The organism is Actinoalloteichus fjordicus (assembly GCF_001941625.1).
In the GTDB taxonomy this organism is placed as follows: domain Bacteria; phylum Actinomycetota; class Actinomycetes; order Mycobacteriales; family Pseudonocardiaceae; genus Actinoalloteichus_A; species Actinoalloteichus_A fjordicus.
Genome location: NZ_CP016076.1, coordinates 815,439 through 841,412, shown reverse-complemented (window position 1 = coordinate 841,412; position 25,974 = coordinate 815,439). Strand labels below are relative to the sequence as shown.

Here is a 25,974-nt window from a genome sequence, read left to right as displayed (position 1 = left end):
TCATGGCTGACTTACAGCCCGCCCTGTCTGCCTGGCGCACCGCGAGACGGTCCGGCGGCGAGAACTGTGTCGAGGTCGGGCTCGGTACGGGCCTAGTCGGTATCCGCGACACGAAGAACCGCGACGGCGGCACCCTCGTCATCGACCAGCGGACATTTGCCGCCTTCATCCAGAAGATTGCTGCCACTCGCAAACAGGAGTGATCCAATGAACAAGGGACCTGCACCTGCCCGATGGAAGACGTCGACGCGCACCGCCGGAAACGGAAACTGCGTCGAGGTCGGCATCTCGCCGGGCCTGGTCGGCATCAGAGACACCAAGAACCCCGACGGCGGCACCCTCGTCGTCGACCAGCACGCCTTCGCCGCCTTCGTGGCATCCGTGAAGTGCGCGAACTGATCGCAGCATCGCCAGCCCCCGACCGAGCAGCCGACGACCCCAGCACAGCAGCGGCCGTGGCGACGGGGCGCGCCAGAACGCACTCCATCGCCACGACCGCTCACCGACAGTCCGAGCAGGACCGCCCGCGAACTACGACGTCACCGTGTCCCTTCGCTGCCACCCGTCCTTGAACAGGTTGAAGTTCACCTTCTGCCGAGGGTGCTCCGCCACGGCGTCCAGATCCAGCTCGATGCCCAGGCCCGGCCCGGTGGGCAGGGCGAAGTAGCCGTCGACGACCTCGGGATTGCCCGGTGCGACGTCCTTGACGAAGGAGTCGGCGAAGTCGTTGAAGTGCTCCTGGATCTTGAAGTTCGTCGTGCAGGCGGCCAGGTGCAGGTTGGCCGCCGTGAGCACCGCGCCGCCCACGTTGTGCGGCGCCACCATCATGTGATGGGTCTCGGCCGTCGCGGCGAGTTTCTTCAACTCCAGGATGCCGCCGAAGTGCGAGATGTCGGCCTGGATGATGTCGGCCGCCTGCAAGGCGAAGAGCTGCCGGAACTCGTGTCTGGTGTGCAGCCGCTCCCCCGTCGCCACCGGTGCCTCGGCGGTCGCGGAGAACTTCGCCAGCGCCTCGATGTCGTCCGGCGGGGTCGGCTCCTCCAGCCACGCCGGGTCGTACGGGCGCAGCAGCCGGGCGATCCGGGACGCCGTGGCCGAGGTGAAGCGGCCGTGCATCTCCACCAGCAACTCGACCTCGGGGCCGACCGCGTCCCGCACGGCCTCGACCAGCTCGATGGAGCGCACCGTCTCGGCGTGGTCCAACTCCATCCGGCCGGGGCCGAAGGGGTCGAACTTCAGTGCCTGGTAACCGAAGTCGACGACCTTGCGGGCGGCGGCATGGAACTCCTCCGGCGTCCGCTCCACGGTGTACCAGCCGTTGGCGTAGGCCTTGATCTTGTCGCGCACCGCGCCGCCCAACAGCCGGTACACCGGCTGGTCCAGCGCCTTGCCGATGATGTCCCAGCAGGCCATCTCGATGACGGCGATGCCGGACATGACGATCTCGCCCGCCCGGCCGAAGTCGTTGTGGTACATCCGCGACACCAGCGACTCGATGTCGAACGGATCGCTGCCCAGCACGTGATTCCCGACGGCCTCGGCAAGGTAGCCGATCAGCGCGTCGGTGTGGTTGAGCATCCGCACCTCACCGACGCCGCGCAGACCCTCGTCGGTCTCCACGATGACGTAGGTCAGGTTCCGCCACGGCGTGCCGAGCACGGCGGTGCTGACGTTGGAGATCTTCACTGACACCCTTCTCCTTCTCGCACGACCAAGACCTGAGAACCCGGGCCTCGGCGCGTCGACGACTCTGGTGACATGCCCTTGTCGGCCTGGATCAGCTGCCCAGCCGGATGACGTTCCAGGACAACGGCGGCAGCACGGCGCTCAACCGGCCGTCGGCCGTCGTCGAGCCCTCGCGCGTGGTCGGGCGCACCCGGTCCGGCTCGGCCAGGGTGTTGCTCGCGTGCCGGTCCGCGTCGGCGAGCACCCGGTGCTCCAGCACGCGGACGTCGCCGAGGTTGCGCACGTCGACGGCCAGTTCCAAGTCCTCAGTGGTGGACCGGTTCACGGCGAAGACCGTGGTCGTGCCGTCCTCGCCCTGCACGGCGGTGGCGTGCAGCAGGTCGACCTCGCCGTACTTCGCCGTCTCGTGGGTGGGGCTGGCCGGCTCGACGCGCAGCACCCGGCCTCGGCCGTGCTTCGCGGCGTCGGCGAAGGGGTAGAAGCTGCTCTGCCGCCAGGCCGGGCCGCCCGGCTCGGTCATGATCGGGGCGATGACGTTGACGAGTTGGGCGAGGCACGCGGCGGTGACCCGGTCGCAGTGCCGCAGCAGCGCGATCAGCAGGCTGCCCACCACGACGGCGTCGGTGACGGTGTAGTTGTCCTCGATCAGCCGCGGCGCGACGGACCACGGCTCGGGCTTCTCGGCAGTCTGGCGCGACTGGTACCAGACGTTCCACTCGTCGAAGGAGATCATCAGCTTCTTCGAGCTCTGCAGCTTGGCCGCCACGTGATCGCTGCTGGCGACCACGCTCTCGATGAAGTGCTCCATGTTGACGGCGGAGGCCAAGAAGCTGTCGACGTCGCCGTCGAACTCCTGGTAGTAGGCGTGGCAGGAGATGTAGTCGACGTACTCCCAGGTGTGGCCGAGGACGGTCTCCTCCCAGGAGCCGAAGGTCGGCATGCCGGAGTGTGAGCTGCCGCAGGCCACCAGCCGCAGGTCCGGGTCGACCAGCCGCATCGCCTTGGCGGTCTCGGCGGCGAGCCTGCCGTACTCCTCGGCGGTCTTGTGGCCGATCTGCCAGGGGCCGTCCAGCTCGTTGCCGAGACACCACAGCCGGATGTCGAACGGCTTCTCGTCACCGTGCGCACGCCGCAGGTCGGACAGCTCGGTGCCGCCGGGGTGGTTGCTGTACTCGACGAGCTGCCGGGCCGCCTCCACGCCTCGGGTGCCGAGGTTGACGGCCATCATCGGGTCGACGCCGCTCTTGCGGGTGAAGTTCATGAACTCCGACAACCCGAACTGGTTGGTCTCCACCGAGCGCCACGCCTGCTCCAGCCTGCGCGGCCTGCCCTCGGCCGGGCCGACGCCGTCCTCCCAGCGGTAGCCGGAGACGAAGTTGCCGCCGGGATACCGCACCAGGGTGACGCCGAGTTCCCTGATCAGCTCGAGAACGTCGGTGCGCAGGCCGTCCTCGTCCGCCGACGGGTGCCCCGGCTCGTAGATGCCGGTGTACACGCAGCGCCCCATGTGCTCGACGAAGGAGCCGAACAGATGGGGATGCACCTCGCCGACGGCGAAGTCGGGGTGCAGGGTGAAGGAGGCGGTGGCAGTCGCCGAACCGGACTCGGTGGGGTTGCGCATGGCTGCCTTTCCGTTTCGAGGGTGACTGACTCGGTGGGGCGGACGCGGAGCGGGTGCGGGACCTGCTGGTCACGAGGTTGCCCGCACCCGCGCCGAGATCAGTAGACGTACGGCCAACCCTGGTCATCCCAGCCGAGAAGGTTGACTCCCAGCCGTTCGATGCCCGAGTTGTTCGCGTCGTAGTAGTGGTAGACGAGCAGGTCGCCGTCGGAGTCCCGGAGCACGCTCTGGCCGCCGGGGCCGATGATGTTCTGATGGCTGGCGAGGATCTGGGTGCCGCCGCCGCTGGTCATCGCAGTGCCGTTGCGGTCGCGGTAGGGGCCGGTGGGGTTGTCCGCGCGGCCGACCATGATCCGATAGGTGCTGTTGGTCCCCGCGCAGCAGCGATCGAAGGAGACGAACAGGAAGTAGTCGCCGTCGTGTTCGAGGATGTAGGGCGCCTCGACCGCGCCGCCCGCCGAGGGCCGGGAGGCCAGGCTGTGCACCGTGCGATCGGTGCTGTGCCGCAGGCCGGTGGCCGGATCGATGCGGATCAGCTTGATGCCGGTCCAGTGCGAGCCGAAGGACAGCCACCAGTTCCCGCCCGTGACCAGCAGCGAGGGATCGATGGCGTTGTGGTTCGACCCCGAGTTCGTCGAGTAGACGACACCCCGGTCCTGCCAGCTGCCCGGCTGGCCGCTGGTGCTGGTGGCGAGGCCGATGGCCGAGTTGTTGCTGCCGAAGGTGGACGCCGAGTAGTACAGCCAGTAGGTGCCGTTGTGGTACGAGATGTCCGGCGCCCAGACGTCGCCGCCGGGGCTGCGGTCGTACACCCACTGGGGGATGGAGGCCAGCGCGGCGGCATTGCGCTGGAAGTTCACGCGGTCCGGCGAGGTCCGCAGCTGGACTCCGTCGTGGGTGGCGAAGAGGCGGTAGCCCTCCGGGGTGCGGACCATGGAGGGGTCGTGGGCACGCAGGTCGCCGGTGACCAGGCCGGGCAGCGGGTAGTTCTGCTGCGGGCCCGGATCGACGACGTCCCCGACGGGCAGGCTGCCGAGCAGGCCGTCGTCTCCGGTGGTGGTCGAGACGTGGCCCGCTCGCCGGGTCTGGTCGACGGCGGCGGCGGGCAGTGCCGGGACGACGAGCATCGCCAGGCAGGCGAGCACGGTGGCGGGGCGGAACGCGCGGCGTGATCGGCGATGGTGCGGTCTCTCCGTTGCTGACATGTCTTCACTCCTTCGGGAATCCATCTCCAGCGGGTCGGCTCTGGCCTATTGGCCGGAAAGACCGGTGTGCGCGACACCGCGCACGACCTGGCGTTGAAAGAGAACGAAGATGATCAGCAACGGCAGTGCGGCGATCATGGAGGCGGCCATGATCTCGGCGTAGCGAAGCCCGTAACCGCCCTCGACGGCGATCAGGCCGACGGGCAGGGTCATGGCGTTCGGGTCCGTGGTGACGATGAACGGCCACAGGAAGTTGTTCCAGGTGGTGATGAACGTGAAGATCGACACCGCGGCCAGCACCGGGCGCGACAGCGGCATGATGATCTGCCAGTAGATGCGCCACCGGCTCGCGCCGTCCATGTGCGCGGCCTCCTCCAGCTCGTGCGGGAGGCCTTGGAAGAACTTGACCAGGATGAACACCATCGCGGGCGCCACCACCTGCGGCAGGATCACGCCCCAGTAGGTGTCGACGAGACCGAGGGCGACCATCTCGGCGAACAGCGGGACGATCAGCACCTGCGGCGGGACCATGATGCCCATCACCGTCAGCGCCAGCAGCAGCTTCCGGCCGGGGAAGGTCGTCCTGGCGAAGCCGTAGGCCGCCATGCTGGAGACCAGCACCACCAGGACGGTGGTCACCGTCGCGGTGAAGATGCTGTTGAACATCCAGAGACCGACGTCGCTGCCGCCGATCACGGACTCGTAGGCCGCCAGCGTCCATTCGGTGGGCAGCCAGCGCAAGGGGATCGCGGTGGTCTCGCCCTCCGGTTTGAGCGAGGTGAGCAGTGCCCAGGCCAGCGGCATCAGCCACAACACGGCAAGGGCTGCGGTCACCAGGAACAGGGCGATCGTGCCGAGGCTGATCGGGCGTCGGCGGCGAGGTGTCGTCGAGCCCGACTCACGGCCGCCGGGCGGCGGCTGCTCGGAGCCCGAGTCTCCGGCGGGACGGTCCACTGCGGGGGCGTCGACGGTCATCGGCCGGACTCCTTGCGGTTGCCGAACAGTCGGAGCTGCACGAGTGCGATCACCAGCACCAGCGCGAAGAAGAGGTATGAGATCGCCGAGGCGTAGCCGATGCGGAAGTTGGTGAAGCCGATCTCGTAGACGTACTGGATGACGGGGATCGTCGCGTCGCCCGGCCCGCCGCTGGTCATCAGGTAGATCTGGTCGAACACCTTCAACGAGGCCAGCAGTTGCAGCACCACCACCAGGCCGGTGGTCCGCCCCAGCAGCGGCAACGTGATGCTCCATAACCGGCGCCACCCGTCGGCGCCGTCGATGGCGGCGGCCTCATAGAACTCCTGCGGGATCGACTGGAGCGCCGCCAGATAGAGCAGGAAGTTGAAGCCGACCGTCCACCACGTCGTGGTGAGGACGATGGAGAACATCGCCATGGACGGATCGCTGAGCCAGCCGATGTTCGGATTCAGTCCGATCGCGGCCAGCATCCCGTCGGCCATGCCGAAATCGGGCTGGAAGATCCACACGAAGATCAGCGCGACGACGCTGGAGGGCAGCAGGAACGGCGCGAAGAACGACAGTCGCCAGAACCAGCGGCCCGGCGTCAGCTGATGGACGAGCAGGGCGAGGACGAGGCCGACCAGCACCAGCAGCGGCGTACTGAGCAGGGTGAACCAGAGCGTGTTGCCCAGCGAGGTCCACACGTCCGGATCACGCAGCGCGTCGACGAAGTTGTCGAGTCCGACGAACTCGCCAGGGTTGGACAGGCCCGCGCTCGTGGTCGCCGTCCCGAGGCCCGCGAGCAGCGGCCAGACCAGGAAGGCGACGAAGAACGCGAGGAAGGGGAGCACGAACAGCAGTCCCGTCCAGTCCCGACGGCGTCGAGGCGTCCCGTGTGCTGGGGACCCGGACGAGTCACGACGGCTCGGGCGCGCGACGCTGCGCACTGCCATGGCCGTACCTCCGATATGTGGTCAGCGAGTCGGGTCAGGGGTGTCGAGCAGTCCTTGCAGTGCGCTTTTCGCCTCGTCGAGCCCCTCACGGGGGGTGGAGCGGCCGGTGAGGACGGCGGAGAACGCGGAGCCGAACTGGATCCACAGCAGTGATGCCGAGCCGCCGAACCAGACCGGCGGGTCGAGCTGGACGTCCTGGGCGACCGAGCTGTAGAGCGCCTGCGGGCGCATCGACAGGAACTCCTGGCTGGTGGCGACGGGCTGATAGGCGGGGATGTGCCCGCTCGCGCCCCAGGCCGCACTCTCGCGGAGCATGTAGGCGATGAACTCGTAGGTCTGGCGCTGGTGCTCGCGATCGGAGCGGTCGCTCTGGTGGGGCAGCACGAAGACGTGCGAGTCGGCCTGGGCGACGTCGGTGTCGAAGACCTTCGGGAAGCGGGCCATGCTGAACGGCACGCCGGTGGTCCGGAAGGTCGTCAGCTCCCACTCGCCGTTCATGTGGAAGCCGGCCTGACCGTTGCCGAAGATGGCCACCGAGCCGTTGATGTCCATCTCGCGCGCGGCGCCGCCGCTCTCGGTGATCTGGCGCATGAAGTCCAACGCCTGCAACGCCTTGTCGTCGTCGATCGCCGAGGACAGGTTGTCGGGGGTGAGGAGTTCGCCGTCGAGCTGGCGGTACAGCGTGTACCAGAGTCGCCACGGGGTGATGCAGTTCGGGCCGAGGGTCTCGACGGCGAGACCGTGGCTGCCGGTGACCTCCCGCGCGGCGGTGAACGCCTCGACGACGGCCTCCGGGCCCGCTGGGGAGCGCAGCTCGTCGTTCGCGTCGAGCAGGCCGATCTCCCGACAGACGTCGAGGTTGTAGTAGAGGACGAACGGGTGGGTGTCGAAGGGGATCGCGAAGATGCGGCCGTCGTGCTGGGAGCGACGCCACAGCTCGGGCGGGAAGTCCTCCTCGCGGATGCCGACCTCCGCCAGCAACTCCTCGTCGAAGGGGTCGAGCAGGCCTGCGGGCGCGTAGCCGCCGAGCCGGGCCAGATGCAGGGCGCTGACGTCGGGTGCGCGCTGTCCCGCGCCCGCCATCGCGAGCTTCGTGTAGTACGGCTCGCCCCACTCCAGCGTCACGTCCTCCAACGGAACGTCCGGGTAGGCCTCGCGGTAGCCGTCCAGCATCTCCTGCATGATCGCGCCGTCGCCGCCCGCGTAGAGGTTCCAGTAGCGCAGGGTGGCCTCGGCGCCGCCGAAGAAGGTGCGGGCACTACAGCCCGACAGCGCTCCGAGGGCGCCGATCCCGAGAGCGCCCGTGAGCAGGCCGCGCCTGCTCACGGCGGGCCCGGTCATCTCTGGGCCGCCGGGCTCGGCTCGCCCGCCGTCGCGGCGGCCGAGGTGGCGGTGGTCGGGGCAGCGTCCGAGATCGCGGGGGCCGGGGCGAAGCGGCTCAGCGGGCCGACGAGCCTGCTGCCCAACGGGGACATCTGATCGAGGAGGCCGCGCCGTTCCAACAAGGCGAGGCCCAGTTCGGCGCGGCGAACCCGTTCCCGGCCGGACTGCTCGACGGCGGCGCGCAGGTGCCCGCCCGACGGGTAGATGTCGGGCGCGTTGCGCAGGCCGAACTTGAGGTAGACCGGCGCGAGGAGCCGGACCAGCTCGGGTCCGTCGTAGTGCCGGACGAAGCCGCCGAGGTTGTCGGGCGACTCCAGGTAGAAGTCGATCGCGCTGCGGCCCGCCGCCCGCAGGTCCGTGAGCTGGGCGAGGCTGAGATCACCCGGCACGTTGACGGAGTCGGCGCCGAGGTTCTCGAACAGCGCGAAGGACGCCGGGTTCGCGGGCCCGATCAACGCGGAGACCTTGAGGGTCAGCTCGGCGGGCAGCTCGCCTGCGGTGCGCAGCCGGTGCAGCGCCCACAGCACGCCCTCGTCGCCGACGAGCAGGCAGCGCACCCCGAGTTCGACGGCGCGCAGCGCGTCCTCCAGGCATTGCGCGAGCTGTTCGGCGCCGCGTGCCCTCGGTCCGAGGTTTCCGGCCGGGGTGAAGCGTCCGCCGCCTGCGTCCCAGCTCGCCCTCGGGCCGAGGAACAGGCACAGCTCGATGTTCGCCGCGTCGCAGGCCTGCACCATCTCGGTGATCTCGGCATCGGTCTGCATCATCACGCCGCTGCCCTGGCTGACCCGGTGGATCGGCACGGAACGCGCGGCGGCCTCGTCGAGCACGGCGGTCAGGGCTGCCGGTCCTTCGACGGAGGGAATCTCCACGCGGAAGGCACCGCCGTCGGGAAAGCTCAACGGCGAGGAGGGCAGTCCGTTGTCGGCAGCGGGGTAGCCGAGTCGGGCCAACGGCGCCGACGCGGGCGACGTCTGGGGGGTCGAACGTGGTTCGTCTGGAGTCACCACAGGCATCCATTCGATATTTCGGACCATATCTGTCCAGCCGAACACGAAGCTACGGCCGAGACGGCGGCGACGTCAAGCCCCCTGCTTGCCTGGTCAGTCGCACCCCGATGAGACGGAATCGGAGTTCGGGGTTCGACCGGATCGGGCCGATCTGCCCGCAGGCGGCGCCCCCGACGTCGACTATTCGACACATGTTCGATATTTCGGACTTCTCTTCTGCGGTTTCCTGTGATCTCCTTCGAACGCGTGCCTGCGGTGCCGCGCGGGCGACCCAACCTCCCGGCACAACGACGCGAGGTCCGTCCGCTCGCCACCGCGCAGCGCAGGCCGAGAACGGCAGACCGGCTGTTCAGCCGAGGAAGGGAGCGAGTGCCCGATGAGCGACGCAGACGTCACTCCGCACGCCGCCGACCACGCCACGCCCCGCCGTTGCGCGGCCGTGCGCGTCGAGGCGCCCGAGCGGCACGGGCTGATCGAGCACGAGGTGCCCGCTCCCGCAGCGGGCGAGGTGCTGATCGAGGTCGCGGCGGCCGGAGTCTGCGGCAGCGACGTCGAACTGTTCGAGGGCCGCCGCCCCGCGCCCTACGTCCGGTATCCGGTGATTCCCGGCCATGAATGGGCGGGCCGGATCGCCGACGTCGGGCCGGGGGTGGAGAACCTGCCCATCGGCGCGCCGGTCGTCGCCGAGGGATTCCGTTCCTGTCTGGTGTGCGCGCGCTGCCGCGCGGGCGAGCCGACCCTGTGCACCGCCGACTACGCCGAGACCGGCTTCACCCACCCCGGTGCCTTCAGCAGCCTCCTGGTGGTGCCGAGCAGACTGGTGCACCTGCTGCCCGCCACGCTGCCCCGAGGCACCGAACTCGCCGACTGTGCGCTGTTGGAACCCGCCGCCTGCGTCGCTGCGGGCCTGCTGGCCGCCCAGCCCAGGCCCGGCGGCCGGTTCACCGTGCTCGGCACCGGAACGCTGAGCCTGCTGGCCGTGCAGATGCTCGCCGCCTACCAGCCCGAGTCGTTGACCGTGGTGGGACGCGGCGATCAGCACTTCGCCCTGGCCGCGTCCTTCGGCGCCACGCGCTGCGTCCGCTCCGGCGACGCGGGCGGGCTCTCGGCCGTCGCGGGCCGCGCCGACCTCGTGTTCGAGGCGACCGGCGCGGCGGTCATGGTCCCGCTGGCGTTCGACCTGGCCCGCCGGGGCGGCACCGTGCTGTTGGAGGGCATCGCGGGCAGCGGCTCGATCGAGATGGACCCCGACGTCTTCGCGCTCAAGCAGCTCACCGTGCGGGGCGTCTTCGGCGCCGGGCCCGCCGCCTGGTCGCACGCGATCGACCAGCTCCGGGCGGGCGTTCTCGACCTGCCGAGCCTGGTGTCGCACCGCATCCCGCTCACCGACTACGCACGCGGCATGGCCCTGCTCGCCGACCGACCGCCGACGCTGAAGAAGGTGCTGTTCCTGCCTGCGTGAGGTGCAGGCAGAGCCGACGGCGGCGAGGTGTCAAAGCCCGACGAGGCGCCGGGCATCCGTCATCGGCTGACACCCTGCCCCCACTCCCCAAGGGACTCGCAGGCACCCTCAACCACCTGCGAGCCGCTTGGCGGACGCGCGCCCCTGACGCAGGGTTGTCCCTATGCAGCCGAGAACCCCCGTTCCCTCGGGGAGGGCAGCGGGGGTTGCCCTGGTCTGGACGCACGAAGACGCCCGCCCAGGGTGTCCTGGCGGGCGTCTCGGTGTGGGTGTTCGGTGGTCTTACTGGAGGGTGATGCCGCGCTCGGCGAGCCAGGGCTGGGGGTCGATCTTCTGACCGCCGACCTGGACCTCGAAGTGCAGGTGCGGGCCGGTGGACTGGCCCCGGTTGCCGACCGTGGCGATCTGCTCGCCCGCGGCCACCTGCTGGCCCACCGCAGCGGTGAACGACTCCACATGGCCGTAGACGGTGATCGTGCCGTCCGGCGCCTGCACCCGCACCCACTGGCCGAAGCCCGTGGCCGGGCCCGCGTTGATCACGGTGCCCTCGGTGGCCGCCACCACCGGCGTACCAATCGAGTTGGCGATGTCGACACCGTAATGCGTGGTGCCCCACCGACCACCGAAACCAGAGGTGAACGTGCCCTCCGCAGGCTTCACGAAGTCCGGACGCGCCGCCGCCTCCGCAGCCGCAGCCTCCTCGGCAGCGACCCGATCGGCCTCCGCCTTGGTCTCATTCACCAGCGACGTCAGCCCACGAGCGGGATTGTCATAAAAGGCAGGCAGCACCGACTCCGTGCTCTGGACCTCCACGAAGTTGTCGGGACCGCCGTCCTCGGCGGCACCGGCCAGCATCGGCTGGCCACCCAACAGGAACGCACCCGCCAGAGTCGAGGCGACCACCGCGCGGCCCGCGCCGCGACGGAAGAAACGGCCGGAACGCGAGGTACGGGAAGTGCCGGGAGTCGTGCCGTCCAGGGTCGCCGGGGTGGTGAACTGCCCGTTCAGAGTGGTACGGGGCATCGTCAACCTTTCAAAGCGTCTCGGGGAAACGGCACAGCCACTGCGATCGGCGGGGGAAAACCGACCGGCCCACACATCCCGGGGGAACTCACTCCCACACCCGGAGGGCCTCTACCTGATGCTTATCTCGTGACCGGACCGTGACGTACAAGCCAGACCGTAAGCGCCGGTCACCCACCGCTTCCAACATCTGTGACCCAGCACCCCGCCACGCCATAACGACCCACCCGAAACTCCACAGACCGTCACAACACCAGCTCACCCACGTGGCCACAACGACGAGACCTCCGAGCGATCGCCGACCGCTTAGCCACGCGACAAGCCCCGCAGGACCCCCACGGCGCCGCCGCAGCCCCTCCACGCGCGGCTTGCGCAGCGCAGCGGTGACGCACCGTCGCGAGGCGCCGCCGAGGAGAGGCCGCCACCCCGGGGGGCACGCAAGGACCGGCCCCTGGCCGTCTCCGCGCGAGCGCAGGCCGCCGGACGGCGAGCAGCGAGCGGCGACCCAGCCGACCCGGCCAGCACGACCGAGGCGGGAACGCAGAGCGCCCCGCGCATCTCAGGAGATGCGCCGCGCGGCCCCGCGCGTCCACCAGGCAGCCGCCGGTTCGATAACTCGGACATCGAATGCGCATCGCAGCGCAACCTGCACGTCACAGAGCAGCGAAGACCGCAGCGATTCTCCCGATTCGACCGTCCTCGTCCGAGAACTCGAACACGCCTCGGTAGGCTGGAGTGGTCGGCGAGGTGGAAGGCAGGACAGAGGCATATGGCGCGACACGTTCCCGCAGTGATGCGCGCGGCGGACATCCTGGAGCTGTTCCTCGGCGAGCGGTCCACGCTGTCCGCGCCGGAGGTCGCGAGCAGGCTGGGGCTGCCGCGCAGCACCGTCCACGAACTCGTCACCACGCTGGTCGCACGCGGCTATCTCGATCGCCAGCCCGGCGCCGAGACGCAGTACAAGCTCGGCTTCCGGCTGCTGGAACTGGGCGCCCGCTATCAGCAGGACCTGGACCTGGCCACGGAGGGCGACGCGGTCGCCCGCCGGATCGCCCGCGAGTGCGACGAGACGGTGCACGTCGCGGTGCTGGACGGCCTGGAGGTCGTCTACATCTGCAAGATCGACTCCACGCACTCGGTGCGGATGATCTCCGGAGTGGGCAGGCGACTGCCCGCGCACTGCACCGCCGTCGGCAAGGTGCTGCTGGCCGGGCTGCCCCCCGAAGAGGCCGACGCACTACTCCGGGCACATGAACTGCACCCGCTCACCCCGCGCAGCATCACCTCGGCGGCGGCGCTGCGCGCCCAGCTCTCCGAGGTGCGCCGCACCGGGGTGGGCTACGAGATGTGCGAGTCGAACCCGGACGTCGGCTGTGTCGCCGCACCGGTCACCGACCACGCGGGCGTCTGGGTGGCGGCGCTGAGCATCTCGGTGCCCACCGTGCGTCACCGCGAGGAGTCCTGGCCGGAGTGGGAGCGTCTGGTCCGCGACGGCGCCACCGAACTCTCCCGCAGGCTGGGCAGCACGGTCCGCTGAGCCGAGCACGTCAGCGGAGGCCCGCGTCTCGCCGAACCGCGCCTAACCACCGAGGGCTCGGCCTGCCTGCACTGGAGAAGACCAGCACAGGCAGGCCCGGAATCTCAGCTCAGCCCAGTGCCTCAGTCAGGTCGGCGATCAGGTCGTCGGCGTCCTCGATGCCGACGGACAGCCGGACCAGATCCGCAGGCACCTCGAGCTGGGAGCCCGCCGTGCTGGCGTGCGTCATCTTGCCGGGGTGCTCGATCAGCGACTCCACACCGCCCAGCGACTCGGCGAGGGTGAACAGCCGGGTCTTCGAGCAGACCGCCAGCGCCGCCTCGACGCCGCCTGCCAGCCGGAAGGACACCATGCCGCCAGGACGCCGCATCTGCTTCACCGCAACCTCGTGGCCGGGGTGCTCGGCCAGCCCCGGGTAGCCGACCCAGGTCACCGCCGGATGGCTGAGGAGCAGGCTGACGATCCGCTCCGCGTTGTCGCAGTGCCGGTCCATCCGCACGGCCAGGGTCTTGAGCCCGCGCAGCGTCAGCCAGGCGTCGAAGGGACCGGGCACCGCGCCCGCGCCGTTCTGCAGGAACCCGAACTCGGCGTCCAGCTCCTCGTCCGAGGTGACGACGGCGCCGCCGATCACGTCGGAGTGGCCGCCCATGTACTTGGTGGTGGAGTGCACGACGATGTCGGCACCGAGGTCGAGCGGGGCCTGGAGGTACGGCGTGGCGAAGGTGTTGTCGACCACGAAGCGCGTGCCGTGCTCCCGCGCGAGCTGGGCGAGCCCGGCGATGTCGGCGATGTTGAGCAGCGGATTGGTGGGCGTCTCGACCCAGATGGCCTTGGTCTCCGGGCGGATCGCGGCCCGCATCGCGTCCAGGTCGGAGACCGCGACCGGGGTGTGGGTGATGCCCCACTTGCTGAAGACCTTGTCGATCAGCCGGAAGGTGCCGCCGTAGGCGTCATCCGGGATGATCAGGTGGTCGCCCGGCTTGCACAGCGTCCGCAGCACCGTGTCGGTGGCGGCCATGCCCGAGGCGAAGGCCCGCGCATGCCTGCCGCCCTCCAGGGCCGCGAGACACTCCTCCAACGCCGTGCGGGTCGGGTTTCCTGTTCGCGAGTACTCATAGCCGCCACGCAGGCCTCCGACGCCGTCCTGGGCGTAGGTGGAGGTCGCATGGATCGGCACGATGACCGAACCGGTGGTCGGGTCAGGCTCCTGACCCGCGTGGATGGCGTTGGTGGCGAACCCGTGGCGCGCAACGCTGGGCTGACTCATCTGTCAAGGGTAGCGCCGTCAGGTCCGCCGAACGGAGCAGCCCGACGACGGAGGGTGGCGCGCGGGCGTGGTGGCGGGCCGGATCGGCTTTCCGGCGCGGAGGCCGCACCGCTTCGCCTGCCGGGGAGACGGGCCCGCCGTCCTCGATGTCCGGCGGAGTTCGCCCGACCCGTGCTCCGTGAGGTCTGCGGTGCGCAGGAGAAGACGGGTGGGCCTGTGCAGGTCCCGACAGACGCGCGACGGCCCCCGACCGAGAGGCCGGAGGCCGTCGTGAGGCGCGTTCGGCACCGAGGTTGCCCGCAGGCTCAGTAGCCCGGTCCGGGGCCCTGCTGCGGGAAGCCGCCGCTCTGCTGCTGCTGCTGCGGCTGTGCGCTGAGCTGCTGCTTGACCTTGAACTCCTGGACGGTCTGCGGCAGCCACCACAGCGCGATCGCAGCGCCGACAAGCAGAATCTGGAACAGACCGCCTCCGCTGAACATGATCGTCAGCGAGAAGATGTTGAGCGCCACGCTGAGACCACCGGCGATGGTGACGAGGAGACGCCCCCATTCCTTGCCCTGGCCCGCGAACCAGCCGCCGACGCCGATGCCGGCGAACAGCACCAGCACGATGATCACCGGCCAGATGGGGACGCTGAAATCGCCCCCCGTGAGTTGAGAGATCTCGTTGCTCGCGCCCATGAGGCCGATCAGGCCGATCAGCGACAGCAGCAGGCCGAGCGCGCCGACGCCGACGCTGCCCCACATCGCGATCGGCAGGAACTTCGTCCCGGTGCCGCCCGGATACGACTGCGGGTAGCCGCCCTGCTGGCCGTAGGGATTGGCACCCCACTGCTGCTGACCAGGCTGGCCGTAACCCTGCGGCGGCTGGCCGTACTGCTGCGGCTGCCCGTAGCCCTGCTGCTGGAGCTGGCCCGGCTGCGGCTGGCCGAACTGGCCCGGCTGCCCGTAGGCCTGCTGCTGACCAGGCTGGCCATAGCCCTGCGGCGGCTGGCCGTAACCCTGCGGCTGGCCGTAGCCCTGCGGCGGCTGGCCGAACTGCCCCGGCTGACCCGGCTGACCGAACTGACCGGGCTGGCCGTACTGGCCAGGTTGGCCGGGGGGCTGGCCGTAACCCTGCGGCGGCTGGCCGAACTGGCCGGGCTGCGCACCGCCCCCGGCCACGACCTGGGTGGCATCCGGGTTGGCGCCTGCGGCACCGGCGCCCTGCTGGCCGGGGCGGACCACCTGCGTGGCGTCCGGGTTGGACGCCCCAGCGGCCTCCTGGCCAGGCCGGACCACCTGGGTGGCGTCCGGGTTGCCGCCTGCGGGAGTACCGCCTGCGGGAGTGGCCGGAGCCGCCTGCTGCTGGCCGGGGCGCACGACGGTGGTGCGCTCCGGTTCGTCGCCCGAGTCCAGGTTCGTCGAGACGACCTGATTGCCCGCCGGTGTCTCTGCCGGGCTGGACGGCTGGCCCTGGCTGGGCTCGCCCCCCTGCCCGGGCTGCTGCGGCTGCGCGCCTTGGGGCGGCTGCGGAGCGCTCATCGGGTGTTCAACCCCCTAAGGGTGTTTACGAAGTCGGGTTCACGAGCCCTCGACAGCGCCGTCAGTGTGACGTCAGCCGCCGACGAGCGTCCTTACGGTAACCGATGAAGGTATGCCCACAGTCACGGATTGCGCCGAAGCAGGCGGAAACGGTCACGGGCGACCTGCGATGAAGCCGAGAACGTCCTGTCGCGTCACCACTCCGGCGGGCTTGCCGTCGACCAGCACGAGCGCACCGTCCGCATCGGACAGTGCGGACATCGCCGTGCCGACGGGCTCCCCCGCGCCGATGGTGGGCAGCGGCTTGGACATGTGCTGCTCGACACGGTCGGCGAGCTGGGCGTGCCCGGTGAACAGGGCCTCCAGCAGCTCCCGTTCGTTGACCGCGCCGGAGACCTCGGCCGCCATCACCGGTGGTTCGGCGTTGACCACCGGCATCTGCGAGACGCCGAACTCACGCAGCACGGCGACCGCCTCGGCCACCGTCTCGTTGGGGTGGGCGTGCACGAGGTCCGGCATCGTGCCGTCCTTGCGACGCAGCACGTCGCCGACCGTCGCCCCGGCGTGGTCGGGCGAGAGGAAGCCGTAGGAGGCCATCCACGAGTCGTCGAAGACCTTCGACAGGTAGCCGCGACCACCGTCGGGCAGCAGCACGACGATCACCGCATCCGGGCCCTCCCGGCGCGCGACCTGCAATGCGGCGGCGGCGGCCATGCCGCAGGAGCCGCCCACCAGCAGGGCCTCCTCACGGGCCAGCCTGCGGGTGACGTCGAACGAGTCGCCGTCGGAGATCGCGATGATCTCGTCGCAGACCTCCCGGTCGTAGGTGGTGGGCCAGAAGTCCTCGCCGACACCCTCGACGAGGTACGGCCTGCCGGTGCCGCCCGAGTAGACGGAGCCGACCGGGTCGGCGCCGATGATCTTGACGCGACCGCCGGAGACCTCCTTGAGGTAGCGGCCGGTGCCCGAGATGGTGCCGCCGGTGCCGATGCCCGCCACGAAGTGCGTGATCTTGCCGTCGGTCTGCTTCCACAGCTCCGGGCCGGTGGTCGCGTAGTGCGAGGCCGGGTTCTCCTCGTTGGCGTACTGGTTGGGCTTCCAGGCGCCGGGGATCTCGGTGACCAGTCGGTCGGAGACGTTGTAGTACGAGTCGGGGTGCTCCGGCGGGACGGCGGTGGGGCAGACCACGACCTCGGCGCCGTAGGCCTTGAGCACGTTGCGCTTGTCCTCGCTGACCTTGTCCGGGCAGACGAACACGCACCGGTAGCCGCGCTGCTGGGCGAACATCGCCAGCCCCACGCCGGTGTTGCCCGAGGTCGGCTCGACGATGGTGCCGCCGGGAGCCAGTTCACCGGACCGTTCGGCCGCCTCGACCATCCGCAGGGCGATGCGGTCCTTCACGCTCCCGCCCGGATTGAAGTACTCGACCTTGGCGAGGACCAGCGGCGCCATGCCGTCGGACAGAGCCCCCAATCGGACCAGCGGCGTGTTCCCCACCAGGTCCGTCACGTGCTCGGCGTACTCCATCGCAGGCAGCCTCCCCGTCGTCGTCGAGATCGGGCCGAGCCTAGAGCAACCGGAGTAACGCCCACGACGCCCGCCGCGCCGACCGGCTTGTTCATCGATACGACAGATCAGGTGCACGAGAAACGAGGATGATGCAACGAGAGGCGGAACAGGGGGCTGGTTGATGTTGATACCGAGAGTGGTGCGAAGCGCCGCGCTCGCGGCCGGGGCGTTGGGCGGACTGACCGGCGCCGCGTACGGACTGTTGTCGGGACAGTCCCGACTGGCACGACGGGTGATCGGGATTCCGACCACCGATCCGTTCCGAGCGGACGGGATCTACCTGCCCGACGGCTCGGGACCGTATGACGAGGGCGGCAGGCAGCGGGGCGCGGGCGAGGGCCCGGCGGGCGAGAGCGGCTCGCCCGGTCCGCGACACGCGACTGCGGACCCGCAGGACGGTCCGGCCGGCGAGACGGCGGCGGACGGGCTGTCGGCGGCGGCCACGGCGGGCAGGCAGAAGCACGCCGCGCGCGTCGGGGCGGAGCCCGCTGCCGCCCGAACAGGCTCGTCCGGCGCGGACGTCCTCACCTTCGCGGTGCTCGGCGACTCCTCGGCGGCGGGCCTCGGCGTGTCCGTCGCCGCCGAACTGCCCGGCGTGCTGATGGCGACCGGACTGGCCGAGGAGTCGGAGCGTCCGGTGCTGCTGCGCACGCACGCCGTCAGCGGCTCGACGAGTCTGAATCTCGCCAAGCAGGTGGACGACGCCCTGATCGATCCGCCCGACGTCGCGCTGATCATCATCGGCGCGAACGACGTCACGACCAGGCTGCCGTTGCGGACGTCGATCGCGCTGCTCGGCGTCGGCGTCGAGCGGTTGCATGAGGCGGGCGTCGGCGTCGTGGTCGGCACCTGTCCCGATCTGGGGGCCATCCGGCCGATCGCGCAGCCGCTGCGTTCCATCGTCCGCAGTTGGAGCCTGGCGTTGTCCAAGGGCCAGCGCGTCGAGGTCGAACGGACGGGCGGGATCGCCGTGCCCCTGGCGGATCTGCTGTCGCCGGAGTTCCTGACCCGCCCGGCCGAACTGTTCAGCGCGGACAACTTCCACCCGTCGGCCGCCGGGTACGAGACTGCGGCCGCGATCCTGCTCCCCGCGCTGTGCAGTGCCGCAGGCATGTGGGACGGCGGCCCGCTGCCGCGCTCGCCGATCCGGTCGGCCGCGGCCGAGGCCCGCCGACCCACGAGCCGGATCGTGCATCGGCTGAACCGTCGTCTCGGGCGTTCCAGCTGAGGGAGCAGGGCGGGCGGACGGCGCAACCGGGCCGCGCATTCAGGTGTGCAGGCGGTGATCCGGCTTCGGCGTTCGGCTGATCGGGCGAGATTGGTGACGCCGGTCACGGCATGAGATCGCCGGAGGTCCTACTCTTCGGTAACAAGGACCGTCTTTCGGGGACAAAGGAGTTCCGTCATGCCCGAGGCCGTGATCGTCGCCGCCGCCCGCTCCCCGATCGGCCGCGCCCGCAAGGGCTCGCTGATCGACCTGCGGCCGGACGATCTCACCACTCAGATCATCCGCGCCGCCCTGGCCCAGGTTCCCGAGCTCGACCCGGCCGAGATCGACGATTTGATGCTCGGCTGCGGCCTGCCCGGTGGCGAGCAGGGCTTCAACATGGCCCGCGTGGTCGCGGTGCTGCTCGGTCAGGACACCCTGCCCGGCACCACCGTGACCCGATACTGCGCATCCAGCCTCCAGACCACCCGGATGGCCCTGCACGCCATCCGCGCGGGCGAGGGCGACGCCTTCATCAGCGCGGGGGTCGAGACGGTCTCCCGCTACCCCAAGGGGAACTCCGACAGCTGGCCCGACACGATCAATCCGCTGTTCACCGACGCGATAGCCAGGGGCGAGACCGCTGCGGAGCAGGGCGCCGAGCAGTGGAACGACCCGAGGGAGACCGATCAGCTGCCCGACGTCTACATGGCGATGGGTCAGACCGCCGAGAACCTGGCCCTGGTCAAGGGCATCAGCAGGCAGGAGATGGACGAGTTCGGCGTCCGCTCGCAGAACCTGGCCGAACAGGCCGGAACCAACGGCTTCTGGAAGACCGACATCACCCCGGTCACCGTGCCCGGCGGCGCGGTGGTGGCCGCCGACGACGGCCCCAGGGCAGGTGTCACCTACGAGAAGGTCTCGGAGCTGAAGCCGGTGTTCCGGCCGAACGGCCGCGTCACCGCAGGGAACTGCTGCCCGCTCAACGACGGCGCCTCGGCGCTGGTCATCACCAGTGACGAGAAGGCCAGGCAGCTCGGCATCACCCCGCTGGCCCGCATCGTGTCCACCGGAGTCTCGGCGCTCTCGCCGGAGATCATGGGACTCGGCCCGGTGGAGGCGTCCCGGCAGGCGCTGGCGCGGGCGGGGATGACTATCGACGACGTCGACCTCGTGGAGATCAACGAGGCCTTCGCGGCACAGGTCATCCCCTCCTATCGGGAGCTGGGCATCCCGCTGGAGAAGCTGAACGTCAACGGCGGCGCCATCGCGATCGGTCACCCCTTCGGCAGCACCGGGGCGCGGATCACCACCACGCTGCTGAACTCGCTGCGCTTCCACGACAAGCAGATCGGGTTGGAGACGATGTGCGTCGGCGGCGGCCAGGGCATGGCGATGGTGATCGAACGCCTGTCCTGAACTCGCCAGAGCGCGGGCAGGAAGCAGGCGCGGGTTCGCCGCGAGCAGCATCGCCGACGACCGACCGGCGCTGACGGCCCCGGCATCGAACAGCCCGGAACGGCAGAAGGGCCGCCCCCACACCGGGGGCGGCCCTTCGCAGGCTCACGGCAGTCGTCGAGCGACTTACTCGTTGAAGTACGAGAGCAGACGCAGGATCTCGATGTACAGCCAGATCAGCGTCATGGTCAGACCGAAGGCGACCTGCCAGGCGTACACCGAGGGGGTGCCCTGCTGGATCATGTCGTCGGCCATCTTGAAGTCGAGCAGGAACACGAAGGCCGCGATGCCGATGCAGACCAGGCTGAAGATGATGGCCAGCGTTCCGCCGTCGCGCAGGCCCATGCCGCCGGGGACGAAGAAGCCCGCGACGAGGTTGGCCAGCATGAGCACGCCGACGCCGATCAACGCGCCGAGCACCCAGCGGGTGAGCTTCGGCGTGACGCGAATCGCACCGGTCTTGTAGATCACCAGCATGCCGAAGAACACGCCCAGCGTGCCGACCACTGCCTGGCCGACGATCGCGCCGCCGGAATCGCTGAAGCTGGCGACCATGCCGCTGATCGCGCCGAGCAGCATGCCCTCGGCCACCGCGTACAGCAGGATCAGCACGGGGCTCGGCTTGCGCTTGAAGGCGTTGACCAGACCCAGCACCAGACCCGCGATCAGACCGGGGATGGCCAGCCAGTAGGCCTGGGTCAGCGCGGTCAGCACGGCGGTGACCGCCAGGACGCCCAGCGTCATACCGGTCTTGGTGACCACGTCGTCGATGGTCATCGGCCGGTCGGCGGCGGCGGGCGGGCCCTGCTGCCCCCCGTAGCCCTGTGTCTGGGCACCCGGGTAGTTGTCGAAGTTCGCGTAGCCGCCGCCCTTGGGCAGGTTGCGGAACGCGGGATTGCTGGTTGTGCGCACCTGGTCCTCCTGGAACGTGCTCACGCTTTACCGGGTTCAACGGCCGAACCTGCCGCCCGGTTCCCACTCTTGAGTAAAAGCCACTTTACTCATCGGTTCGGTCGGGTCGAGTCCCCGGTATCCGCAGGTCCGACGAGCACATCACGTCACCGACCCGTGACCTCGTCGTTGCAGGGCAGACGCCGAACAGCGCAGGGTGCCCGCCGGGGCAGGGCCGGTCGTGGCGTTACTCGTCCATCACGGTGACATCCGACGACAGCCGATGACCGCGCGCCAGTCCCGATCTTGGGAAACTTCCTCCTAAAGGAGGCTTGTGACACGGCGAGTAACCAGACGAGCATCACAGCGTCCCTGCATCGTGACGTCGCGTGTCGGCGCGCTCGACGAGCCGTCGACCGATCCCCGCCTTCGAGCAACCGTCTGCGGGCCCCGACCACTCGGCGTCACTCGACGACCCGAACCCGCCGCCCGCCTGCACCCGGTGAGACGGGCGAGAACCGATCAGCGACGACATGACCAGCAGCGCACCCAAGGAGAATTCATGCGGAGGAGACTGGTCGCCGGTCTTGCCGGCATCTCGATGCTGACCGCCATAGGACTGGCCGCCGTGCCAGGCACGGCGGTCGCTCAGGTCGAGGAGGGACTCGGGTATCGCACCGCGCCCCAGCCCTACGACGGCAAGCCGCAGGACTACGACTGGGTCGGGTCCTATCTGTGGAACGGCGAGCACGTCTGGTGCGTGCAGTACGCCTTCCGCGCGCCCGACTCCAGCGAGGAGTATGTGGACGGCGACGATCTGCTGACCAAGTGGGGCGACCCGCTGGCGCCGGAGATCGCGTCGAACATCTCGTACCTGCTGCTGCGCTACAGCGGCACGGAGTCGGACGACGAGTCGGCGGCGCTGGCTCACCTGATGCACACCTGGACCGCGTCACCGCGCACCGACGCCGACCTCGACCCGAGCAACGGCTACACCACCATCGGGTACGACGTCGACTTCCACTACAACGAACTGCCCGAGTCCACCCGGGCCGTGATCGACCACATGCAGACCGACGCCGAGATCAACCGGGGCCCCTGGACGGTCGACCTGACCGCGCCGGAGGGCGACCAGATCATCGGGACGGCCGACTCCTGGCAGATCGAGGTCCTCAACACCGCGAGCGAGGGCGTCGGCGGCATCCCGGTGGAGATCCAGCTCACCGACGCCGAGCTGGCGGAGCCGGAGATCGTCGAGCCGCCGCGCACGGTCCTGCTCCAGGAGGAGGACCTCGAGGGCGACGAGGACGGCACCACGACCCAGTACCTGAACACGCCGGAGGACGGCTCGCCGCTGGTCTTCGACGTGATCCCCACCGGGCCGAACCCCTCCGTGGTCGCCAACGTGCAGACCCCGGCGGCGCAGCCGCAGGTGCGGGTGCCGCCGGACGCGTCGAACAACGTGCAGCGCGTCGTCACCACCGGCGGCGAGGACACCGTGACCGTCGAGGCCGCGCTGGAGGCCAGGACTGCCCCCGGCATCGTCGAGGTGTCCAAGGTGGACGCCGCCACCGGGCTGGCCGTCGCGGACGTCTCGCTGCGGATCACCGGCGCCGACGAGACGACCCCGGCGATCCGTCAGGACGGCGAACCGCTGGTGGGTGAGGACGGCGAGGCACTGGTGGTCGTCACCGACGCCGACGGGATCGCCGTCATCGAGGATCTCCAGACACCGCAGGAGATCTGTCTGGTCGAGACGGCGGCGCCACCCGGATACGAAGAGCAGTTCGATCCGGACAACCCGCCGACCGTCTGCGGCACGGTGGAGCCGGGGCAGACGCTCAGTCTGTCCATCGCCAACCAGCCCAACCCGACGCCGACCGTGCCCAGCACGATCCCGGCAGGCGACGTCGGTCAGGGCGTGTCGGCGGCGGCGGCCACGACCACCCAGGCCAACCCGGCGGCACTGATCGGCCTGGGCGTGCTCGCGGTGATCGGCGCTACGCTGACAGGACTCGTCTGGCATCGCAGGATCGCCGGACGGGACAGCCGACGACAGTAGGCGGTCCGCGTGTCCTTGAGCTCTGACTCCACCACCCCGGCCGCGTGGCGACGCGCGGCCGGGGTGGCGGCCGTCGGCGGTGCGGTCGGCATCGCTGGCCTGCTGCTCTTCGGCCCATCGGCGATGGAGGTGCCCGGCACCGCCCATCCCGTCCAGCAGCCCTTGTCGAGCGTGCTGGGCCATAACCTCTCGATGCCCGGCGCCGCCGAGGTGCGGTTCGGTGTGCCGCCGGAACAGGCGGGCGGCGAGCCGCAGGAAGACCAGCCGGTGGAGGCGCCTGCCGCCGCCGACCGCGAGGACGCGACACAGGCACCGCCTCCCCCGTCACCTCCCCCGCCACCGCAGGCGGCGCCGGACCCGCCCGCTCCGGACGCGCCTGCCCGCGTGGCCCAACGACCCGGCACGATCCTGCTGCCGCACGGCGGCACGGCCGACCTCGTCCGTCAGGAGGTCGGCGCGGATCGCGTGCTGCCCGTTCCCGACGGCATCGACGAGGCGACCTGGTGGGGCACCGGACTCGGTGCCCGATCCGGTGCCGCCGTCTTCGCAGGCCATGTGAACTGGCAGGGCAGGCGCGGCCCGTTCGCCGAGCTGTGGGACGCGAGGGTCGGCCGCGAGGTCTCGGTGATGGATCAGGACGGCCGGGCCTGGCGCTTCGCCATCTCCGAGGTGCACACCGTCCACAAGGACGACCTGCCCGCCAGGGCCGCCGCGCTGTTCGGCCAGGACGGACCGCATCGGATCGTGCTGGTGACCTGCGGCGGACGCTGGCAGGGCGGCGCGCTGGGCTACGAGGACAATCGGATCGTCGTGGCGACGCCGATCGCCTGATCGCCTGCGAACCGGCTCGACGGATCGAGCGGCTGCGGGGCTGCGGGACACCCGCCCGTCGCCTCGGCATCCCGGCCACGACCCCCCGCGCAGGCACGTTCCCTGTGCCGCGCCGGATCGGGCTGGCACCACACTTCGCCCACGACCTCGTTCTGCTCTGACCGGAATGGGAGCTGTCCGGTCAGGAACGGAAGGGGACGTCGTCATCCTGGCCGGGCTCGGCCGAGCGGCGATCGCCCTACGGCGCCGCGCCGCCCGGCCGGCCAGCGTCGAGGTCAGGCCTCCGGCGTGGGCGCGCGCCGGGACTCCTGCGGCAGGCCGGGCGTTGCGCTGCGCGGGGCGGGCAGGGTCGGCGGGCCCGAGGTCGTCGCAGGCCCCCGCCGCACGGCGGTGGTCAGGTCCTTCGACGCAGGCTCCGAAACGCTCGGCTCTGTGCTGGACCGTCGAGCTTCCCGACCTGCCTGATCGGGAACCGCCTGAGCCGGAACCGCCTGATCGGGAACCGCCTGGCCGAGGTTCGCCTGACCAGCGCCGGGGAGAACAGCCGCCGAGCCGACCGCAGACCCGTCCGGCCCGACGTCTGCGGCGGGCCTGCCCCAGCGCCGCGCGAGGACGGCGAGGACGACCAGTCCGATCAGCGCAGCGATCACGTAGTCGCCGCCGACGAGCTGCTGCCAGCCGGACCAGGTCAGGTGCTCGTCGCGCTGGTGGGGCAGCCACCAGTGCACGCCGAGGATCAGGTAGGCGATCACGAGTAGACAGACCCCGCGCCGAAGCAGCACCGGAGCGGACCAGGGCGACGGTCGGGGCACGGCGACCCGCATCGCCCGCGCCGCCGGAGCGGTCGACGACGGGGAGTCGGGCGGGGCCGAGCGCGCAGACGGAATCGACGGCTGCCGCGTCGTCACCTCCCGTGGCATCCCGGCGGGCCTGCACCACAGCACGAGCAGGACGGGCATCGCCCAGACCCAGTGATGGGACCAGGAGACCGGCGAGGCGAGCAGCCCGACCGCGGCGACCGCACACAGCGCCAGGACGTCCTGTCCGAGGCTGCGCAGCCTCGCCGCCAGCAGCCAGCCCGCCACCACCACGAGGGCCGTGGTGACGGCCCACAGCGCCTGCACGAGGGTCTCGTCACTCACCAGCCTGCTCAGCAGCCCTCGGAGCGACTGATTGCCCACATACGCCGGGTCGCCGATCCGCCCCGAGTCCGCCAGGACGGTGAACCAGTAGTCGGCGGACTCCGCGGGTGCGATCAGCCAGCCGACGCCGGTCGCGCCGAGAAAGCCTGCCGCCGTCCAGCCGACCGAGCGCCAGTCTCGCCTGGCGAGGAAGAACAACACGAAGACGGCCGGGGTCAGCTTGATCGCCGTCGCCAGCCCGACCAGCACGCCGCGCGGCAGCAGCCGGGTGCGGCCGAGGCAGTCCAGCGCCACCATGCCGAGCAGGATCGTGTTGATCTGCACGAAGTCCAGCGTGTCGGCGACGGGTTCGAGGAAGGTCGCCACGGCGGTGAACGCCGAGGCCGAGGCGAGCGGGCCGAGCAGACCTTCGTCGAACCGCCGGGCGACCAGGAACAAGGCGAGGAACAGACCACCGAGGCCGAGCGCGGTGAGCAGGTACACACCGGGAGTCAGCGACGCGGCGAAGACGCCGACGAAGAGGATCGCGGCGAAGGGCGGGTAGGTGAAGGGCAGCTGAATGCCTGCGACCGCGATCCGGGTGCCGTAGAGATCGCCGCCCTCCAGCAGCAGGCGGGCGCCGCCGAAGTACACGCCTGCGTCGACCAGTGCGGAGTCGCCGATCAGTCGAACGACGTTGAAGATCAGCACGACGGCCGACAGTGCGATCACCGAGATCGGCCAGAACCGCGCACGCGCGGCAGAGGAGGACGCCCGTGGCGACGCGACGCCGTCGGATGCGGCAGGTGTGGTCAGCGGCATGAATAACGCTGACTACCCCGTGCGACGGCCCGCAGGGCCGACTTCGCGTCATACACGCCGAGCGGCGGGGACGATCACACTCGTTAGGGTGAAACAGGCTGGTACAGGGATCAATGGCGAGAGCCTGGATGCCGAAGAATGAGTTGCGCCGCGTGGAGGCCGACCCCCTCACGCGGTGCGCAGCTGCTGCTTCATCGGCACCAACCACGTCGTCGCGTGGCGCACCACCAAGGATGCTGGTGCCCCCGGTCGGACTCGAACCGACACTGGGACCCTTTTAAGGGGCCTGCCTCTGCCTATTGGGCTACGGGGGCAGCGCGGAGCATGGAGTCGCCTTCGCTGAGTGCCTGGCTGCTCGTCGAGAGCGTCGGTGCGCTGAACGCGGC

At 70.2% G+C, this 25,974-nt stretch carries 21 protein-coding genes and 1 tRNA gene; 8 read left to right on the top strand and 14 right to left on the bottom strand.

Features of this window, described 5'->3' with window-relative positions:
• The first annotated feature begins 2 nt into the window (after positions 1 to 2).
• The gene (locus UA74_RS03930) at positions 3 to 203 is read left to right on the top strand and encodes a DUF397 domain-containing protein (RefSeq protein ID WP_075738997.1); all 201 of its coding nucleotides are present in this window, start codon (positions 3 to 5) and stop codon (positions 201 to 203) included.
• Between the two features lie 4 nt (positions 204 to 207).
• On the top strand, positions 208 to 399 hold the full coding sequence (locus UA74_RS03925) for a DUF397 domain-containing protein (RefSeq protein WP_075738995.1): 192 nt from the start codon (positions 208 to 210) through the stop codon (positions 397 to 399).
• Positions 400 to 531: 132 nt separating this feature from the next.
• Here UA74_RS03925 and UA74_RS03920 read toward each other — a convergent pair whose 3' ends face one another.
• From UA74_RS03920 to UA74_RS03890, 7 genes are all read right to left on the bottom strand, one after another.
• Positions 532 to 1,686: a mandelate racemase/muconate lactonizing enzyme family protein gene (locus UA74_RS03920; protein ID WP_075738993.1), complete on the bottom strand. Its 1,155-nt coding sequence runs from the start codon at positions 1,684 to 1,686 to the stop codon at positions 532 to 534.
• Between the two features lie 91 nt (positions 1,687 to 1,777).
• Positions 1,778 to 3,307 (bottom strand): arabinosylfuranosidase ArfA, encoded by a 1,530-nt coding sequence (gene arfA / locus UA74_RS03915; protein WP_075738991.1) that lies wholly within the window; start codon positions 3,305 to 3,307, stop codon positions 1,778 to 1,780.
• A gap of 98 nt (positions 3,308 to 3,405) precedes the next feature.
• Complete coding sequence (locus tag UA74_RS03910; protein ID WP_232237621.1) at positions 3,406 to 4,512, bottom strand: arabinan endo-1,5-alpha-L-arabinosidase; 1,107 nt, start codon at positions 4,510 to 4,512, stop codon at positions 3,406 to 3,408.
• Positions 4,513 to 4,557: 45 nt separating this feature from the next.
• Positions 4,558 to 5,487, bottom strand: a complete 930-nt coding sequence (locus UA74_RS03905; RefSeq protein ID WP_083682902.1) for a carbohydrate ABC transporter permease — start codon at positions 5,485 to 5,487, stop codon at positions 4,558 to 4,560.
• Complete coding sequence (locus tag UA74_RS03900; RefSeq protein WP_075738989.1) at positions 5,484 to 6,425, bottom strand: carbohydrate ABC transporter permease; 942 nt, start codon at positions 6,423 to 6,425, stop codon at positions 5,484 to 5,486. Before UA74_RS03900 ends, UA74_RS03905 begins: the two co-directional genes overlap by 4 nt.
• A gap of 21 nt (positions 6,426 to 6,446) precedes the next feature.
• The gene (locus tag UA74_RS03895; RefSeq protein WP_075738987.1) at positions 6,447 to 7,766 is read right to left on the bottom strand and encodes an extracellular solute-binding protein; all 1,320 of its coding nucleotides are present in this window, start codon (positions 7,764 to 7,766) and stop codon (positions 6,447 to 6,449) included.
• Positions 7,763 to 8,812, bottom strand: a complete 1,050-nt coding sequence (locus UA74_RS03890; RefSeq protein WP_198042913.1) for a hypothetical protein — start codon at positions 8,810 to 8,812, stop codon at positions 7,763 to 7,765. The genes UA74_RS03895 and UA74_RS03890 overlap by 4 nt, the downstream gene beginning before the upstream one ends.
• Positions 8,813 to 9,191: 379 nt before the next feature.
• On the opposite strand from UA74_RS03890, the gene UA74_RS03885 reads away from it, so the two are divergent.
• Positions 9,192 to 10,277 (top strand): zinc-dependent alcohol dehydrogenase, encoded by a 1,086-nt coding sequence (locus UA74_RS03885; protein ID WP_075738983.1) that lies wholly within the window; start codon positions 9,192 to 9,194, stop codon positions 10,275 to 10,277.
• A 282-nt stretch (positions 10,278 to 10,559) separates the two neighbouring features.
• Here the strand turns inward: UA74_RS03885 and UA74_RS30550 are convergent, their stop codons facing one another.
• On the bottom strand, positions 10,560 to 11,300 hold the full coding sequence (locus tag UA74_RS30550; RefSeq protein ID WP_083682900.1) for a M23 family metallopeptidase: 741 nt from the start codon (positions 11,298 to 11,300) through the stop codon (positions 10,560 to 10,562).
• A 769-nt stretch (positions 11,301 to 12,069) separates the two neighbouring features.
• On the opposite strand from UA74_RS30550, the gene UA74_RS03875 reads away from it, so the two are divergent.
• Positions 12,070 to 12,837 carry an IclR family transcriptional regulator gene (locus UA74_RS03875; RefSeq protein ID WP_075738981.1) on the top strand — a complete coding sequence of 256 codons (768 nt, stop codon included), beginning with the start codon at positions 12,070 to 12,072 and terminating at the stop codon, positions 12,835 to 12,837.
• Between the two features lie 109 nt (positions 12,838 to 12,946).
• On the opposite strand, the gene UA74_RS03870 is transcribed toward UA74_RS03875, so the two are convergent.
• From UA74_RS03870 to UA74_RS03860, 3 genes are all read right to left on the bottom strand, one after another.
• Positions 12,947 to 14,104 (bottom strand): cystathionine gamma-synthase, encoded by a 1,158-nt coding sequence (locus UA74_RS03870; protein WP_075738979.1) that lies wholly within the window; start codon positions 14,102 to 14,104, stop codon positions 12,947 to 12,949.
• A gap of 305 nt (positions 14,105 to 14,409) precedes the next feature.
• Complete coding sequence (locus UA74_RS33290) at positions 14,410 to 15,627, bottom strand: hypothetical protein (RefSeq protein WP_075763816.1); 1,218 nt, start codon at positions 15,625 to 15,627, stop codon at positions 14,410 to 14,412.
• A 153-nt stretch (positions 15,628 to 15,780) separates the two neighbouring features.
• Positions 15,781 to 17,154, bottom strand: a complete 1,374-nt coding sequence (locus tag UA74_RS03860; protein WP_075738975.1) for a cystathionine beta-synthase — start codon at positions 17,152 to 17,154, stop codon at positions 15,781 to 15,783.
• Between the two features lie 163 nt (positions 17,155 to 17,317).
• On the opposite strand from UA74_RS03860, the gene UA74_RS03855 reads away from it, so the two are divergent.
• Both UA74_RS03855 and UA74_RS03850 read left to right on the top strand, forming a co-directional pair.
• Entirely contained in the window at positions 17,318 to 18,424 is a 1,107-nt protein-coding gene (locus UA74_RS03855; protein ID WP_083682899.1) for an SGNH/GDSL hydrolase family protein, read from the top strand.
• 177 nt (positions 18,425 to 18,601) lie between these two features.
• Positions 18,602 to 19,822 (top strand): acetyl-CoA C-acetyltransferase, encoded by a 1,221-nt coding sequence (locus tag UA74_RS03850; protein WP_075738973.1) that lies wholly within the window; start codon positions 18,602 to 18,604, stop codon positions 19,820 to 19,822.
• Between the two features lie 165 nt (positions 19,823 to 19,987).
• Here the strand turns inward: UA74_RS03850 and UA74_RS03845 are convergent, their stop codons facing one another.
• Positions 19,988 to 20,773 carry a Bax inhibitor-1/YccA family protein gene (locus tag UA74_RS03845; RefSeq protein ID WP_075765934.1) on the bottom strand — a complete coding sequence of 262 codons (786 nt, stop codon included), beginning with the start codon at positions 20,771 to 20,773 and terminating at the stop codon, positions 19,988 to 19,990.
• A gap of 541 nt (positions 20,774 to 21,314) precedes the next feature.
• Here UA74_RS03845 and UA74_RS03835 point away from each other — a divergent pair.
• Both UA74_RS03835 and UA74_RS03830 read left to right on the top strand, forming a co-directional pair.
• Positions 21,315 to 22,814: an MSCRAMM family protein gene (locus UA74_RS03835; RefSeq protein WP_075738969.1), complete on the top strand. Its 1,500-nt coding sequence runs from the start codon at positions 21,315 to 21,317 to the stop codon at positions 22,812 to 22,814.
• Between the two features lie 9 nt (positions 22,815 to 22,823).
• Positions 22,824 to 23,645 carry a class F sortase gene (locus UA74_RS03830; RefSeq protein WP_232237620.1) on the top strand — a complete coding sequence of 274 codons (822 nt, stop codon included), beginning with the start codon at positions 22,824 to 22,826 and terminating at the stop codon, positions 23,643 to 23,645.
• A gap of 275 nt (positions 23,646 to 23,920) precedes the next feature.
• Here UA74_RS03830 and UA74_RS03825 read toward each other — a convergent pair whose 3' ends face one another.
• Both UA74_RS03825 and UA74_RS03820 read right to left on the bottom strand, forming a co-directional pair.
• Complete coding sequence (locus UA74_RS03825) at positions 23,921 to 25,588, bottom strand: glycosyltransferase 87 family protein (RefSeq protein WP_075738967.1); 1,668 nt, start codon at positions 25,586 to 25,588, stop codon at positions 23,921 to 23,923.
• 237 nt (positions 25,589 to 25,825) lie between these two features.
• A tRNA-Leu gene (locus UA74_RS03820) sits at positions 25,826 to 25,902 on the bottom strand.
• Positions 25,903 to 25,974: the final 72 nt, after the last annotated feature.

Excerpts from the sequence above, each read along its gene's own strand:
- UA74_RS03825 (WP_075738967.1), bottom strand. The coding sequence starts at position 25,588 with ATGCCGCTGACCACACCTGCCGCATCCGACGGCGTCGCGTCGCCACGG.
- UA74_RS03925 (WP_075738995.1), top strand. The coding sequence starts at position 208 with ATGAACAAGGGACCTGCACCTGCCCGATGGAAGACGTCGACGCGCACC.
- UA74_RS03875 (WP_075738981.1), top strand. The coding sequence starts at position 12,070 with ATGGCGCGACACGTTCCCGCAGTGATGCGCGCGGCGGACATCCTGGAG.
- UA74_RS03905 (WP_083682902.1), bottom strand. The coding sequence starts at position 5,487 with ATGACCGTCGACGCCCCCGCAGTGGACCGTCCCGCCGGAGACTCGGGC.
- arfA (WP_075738991.1), bottom strand. The coding sequence starts at position 3,307 with ATGCGCAACCCCACCGAGTCCGGTTCGGCGACTGCCACCGCCTCCTTC.
- UA74_RS03910 (WP_232237621.1), bottom strand. The coding sequence starts at position 4,512 with ATGTCAGCAACGGAGAGACCGCACCATCGCCGATCACGCCGCGCGTTC.
- UA74_RS03850 (WP_075738973.1), top strand. The coding sequence starts at position 18,602 with ATGCCCGAGGCCGTGATCGTCGCCGCCGCCCGCTCCCCGATCGGCCGC.
- UA74_RS03870 (WP_075738979.1), bottom strand. The coding sequence starts at position 14,104 with ATGAGTCAGCCCAGCGTTGCGCGCCACGGGTTCGCCACCAACGCCATC.
- UA74_RS03835 (WP_075738969.1), top strand. The coding sequence starts at position 21,315 with ATGCGGAGGAGACTGGTCGCCGGTCTTGCCGGCATCTCGATGCTGACC.
- UA74_RS30550 (WP_083682900.1), bottom strand. The coding sequence starts at position 11,300 with ATGCCCCGTACCACTCTGAACGGGCAGTTCACCACCCCGGCGACCCTG.
- UA74_RS03895 (WP_075738987.1), bottom strand. The coding sequence starts at position 7,766 with ATGACCGGGCCCGCCGTGAGCAGGCGCGGCCTGCTCACGGGCGCTCTC.
- UA74_RS03900 (WP_075738989.1), bottom strand. The coding sequence starts at position 6,425 with ATGGCAGTGCGCAGCGTCGCGCGCCCGAGCCGTCGTGACTCGTCCGGG.
- UA74_RS03855 (WP_083682899.1), top strand. The coding sequence starts at position 17,318 with ATGTTGATACCGAGAGTGGTGCGAAGCGCCGCGCTCGCGGCCGGGGCG.
- UA74_RS03885 (WP_075738983.1), top strand. The coding sequence starts at position 9,192 with ATGAGCGACGCAGACGTCACTCCGCACGCCGCCGACCACGCCACGCCC.
- UA74_RS03930 (WP_075738997.1), top strand. The coding sequence starts at position 3 with ATGGCTGACTTACAGCCCGCCCTGTCTGCCTGGCGCACCGCGAGACGG.
- UA74_RS03860 (WP_075738975.1), bottom strand. The coding sequence starts at position 17,154 with ATGGAGTACGCCGAGCACGTGACGGACCTGGTGGGGAACACGCCGCTG.
- UA74_RS33290 (WP_075763816.1), bottom strand. The coding sequence starts at position 15,627 with ATGAGCGCTCCGCAGCCGCCCCAAGGCGCGCAGCCGCAGCAGCCCGGG.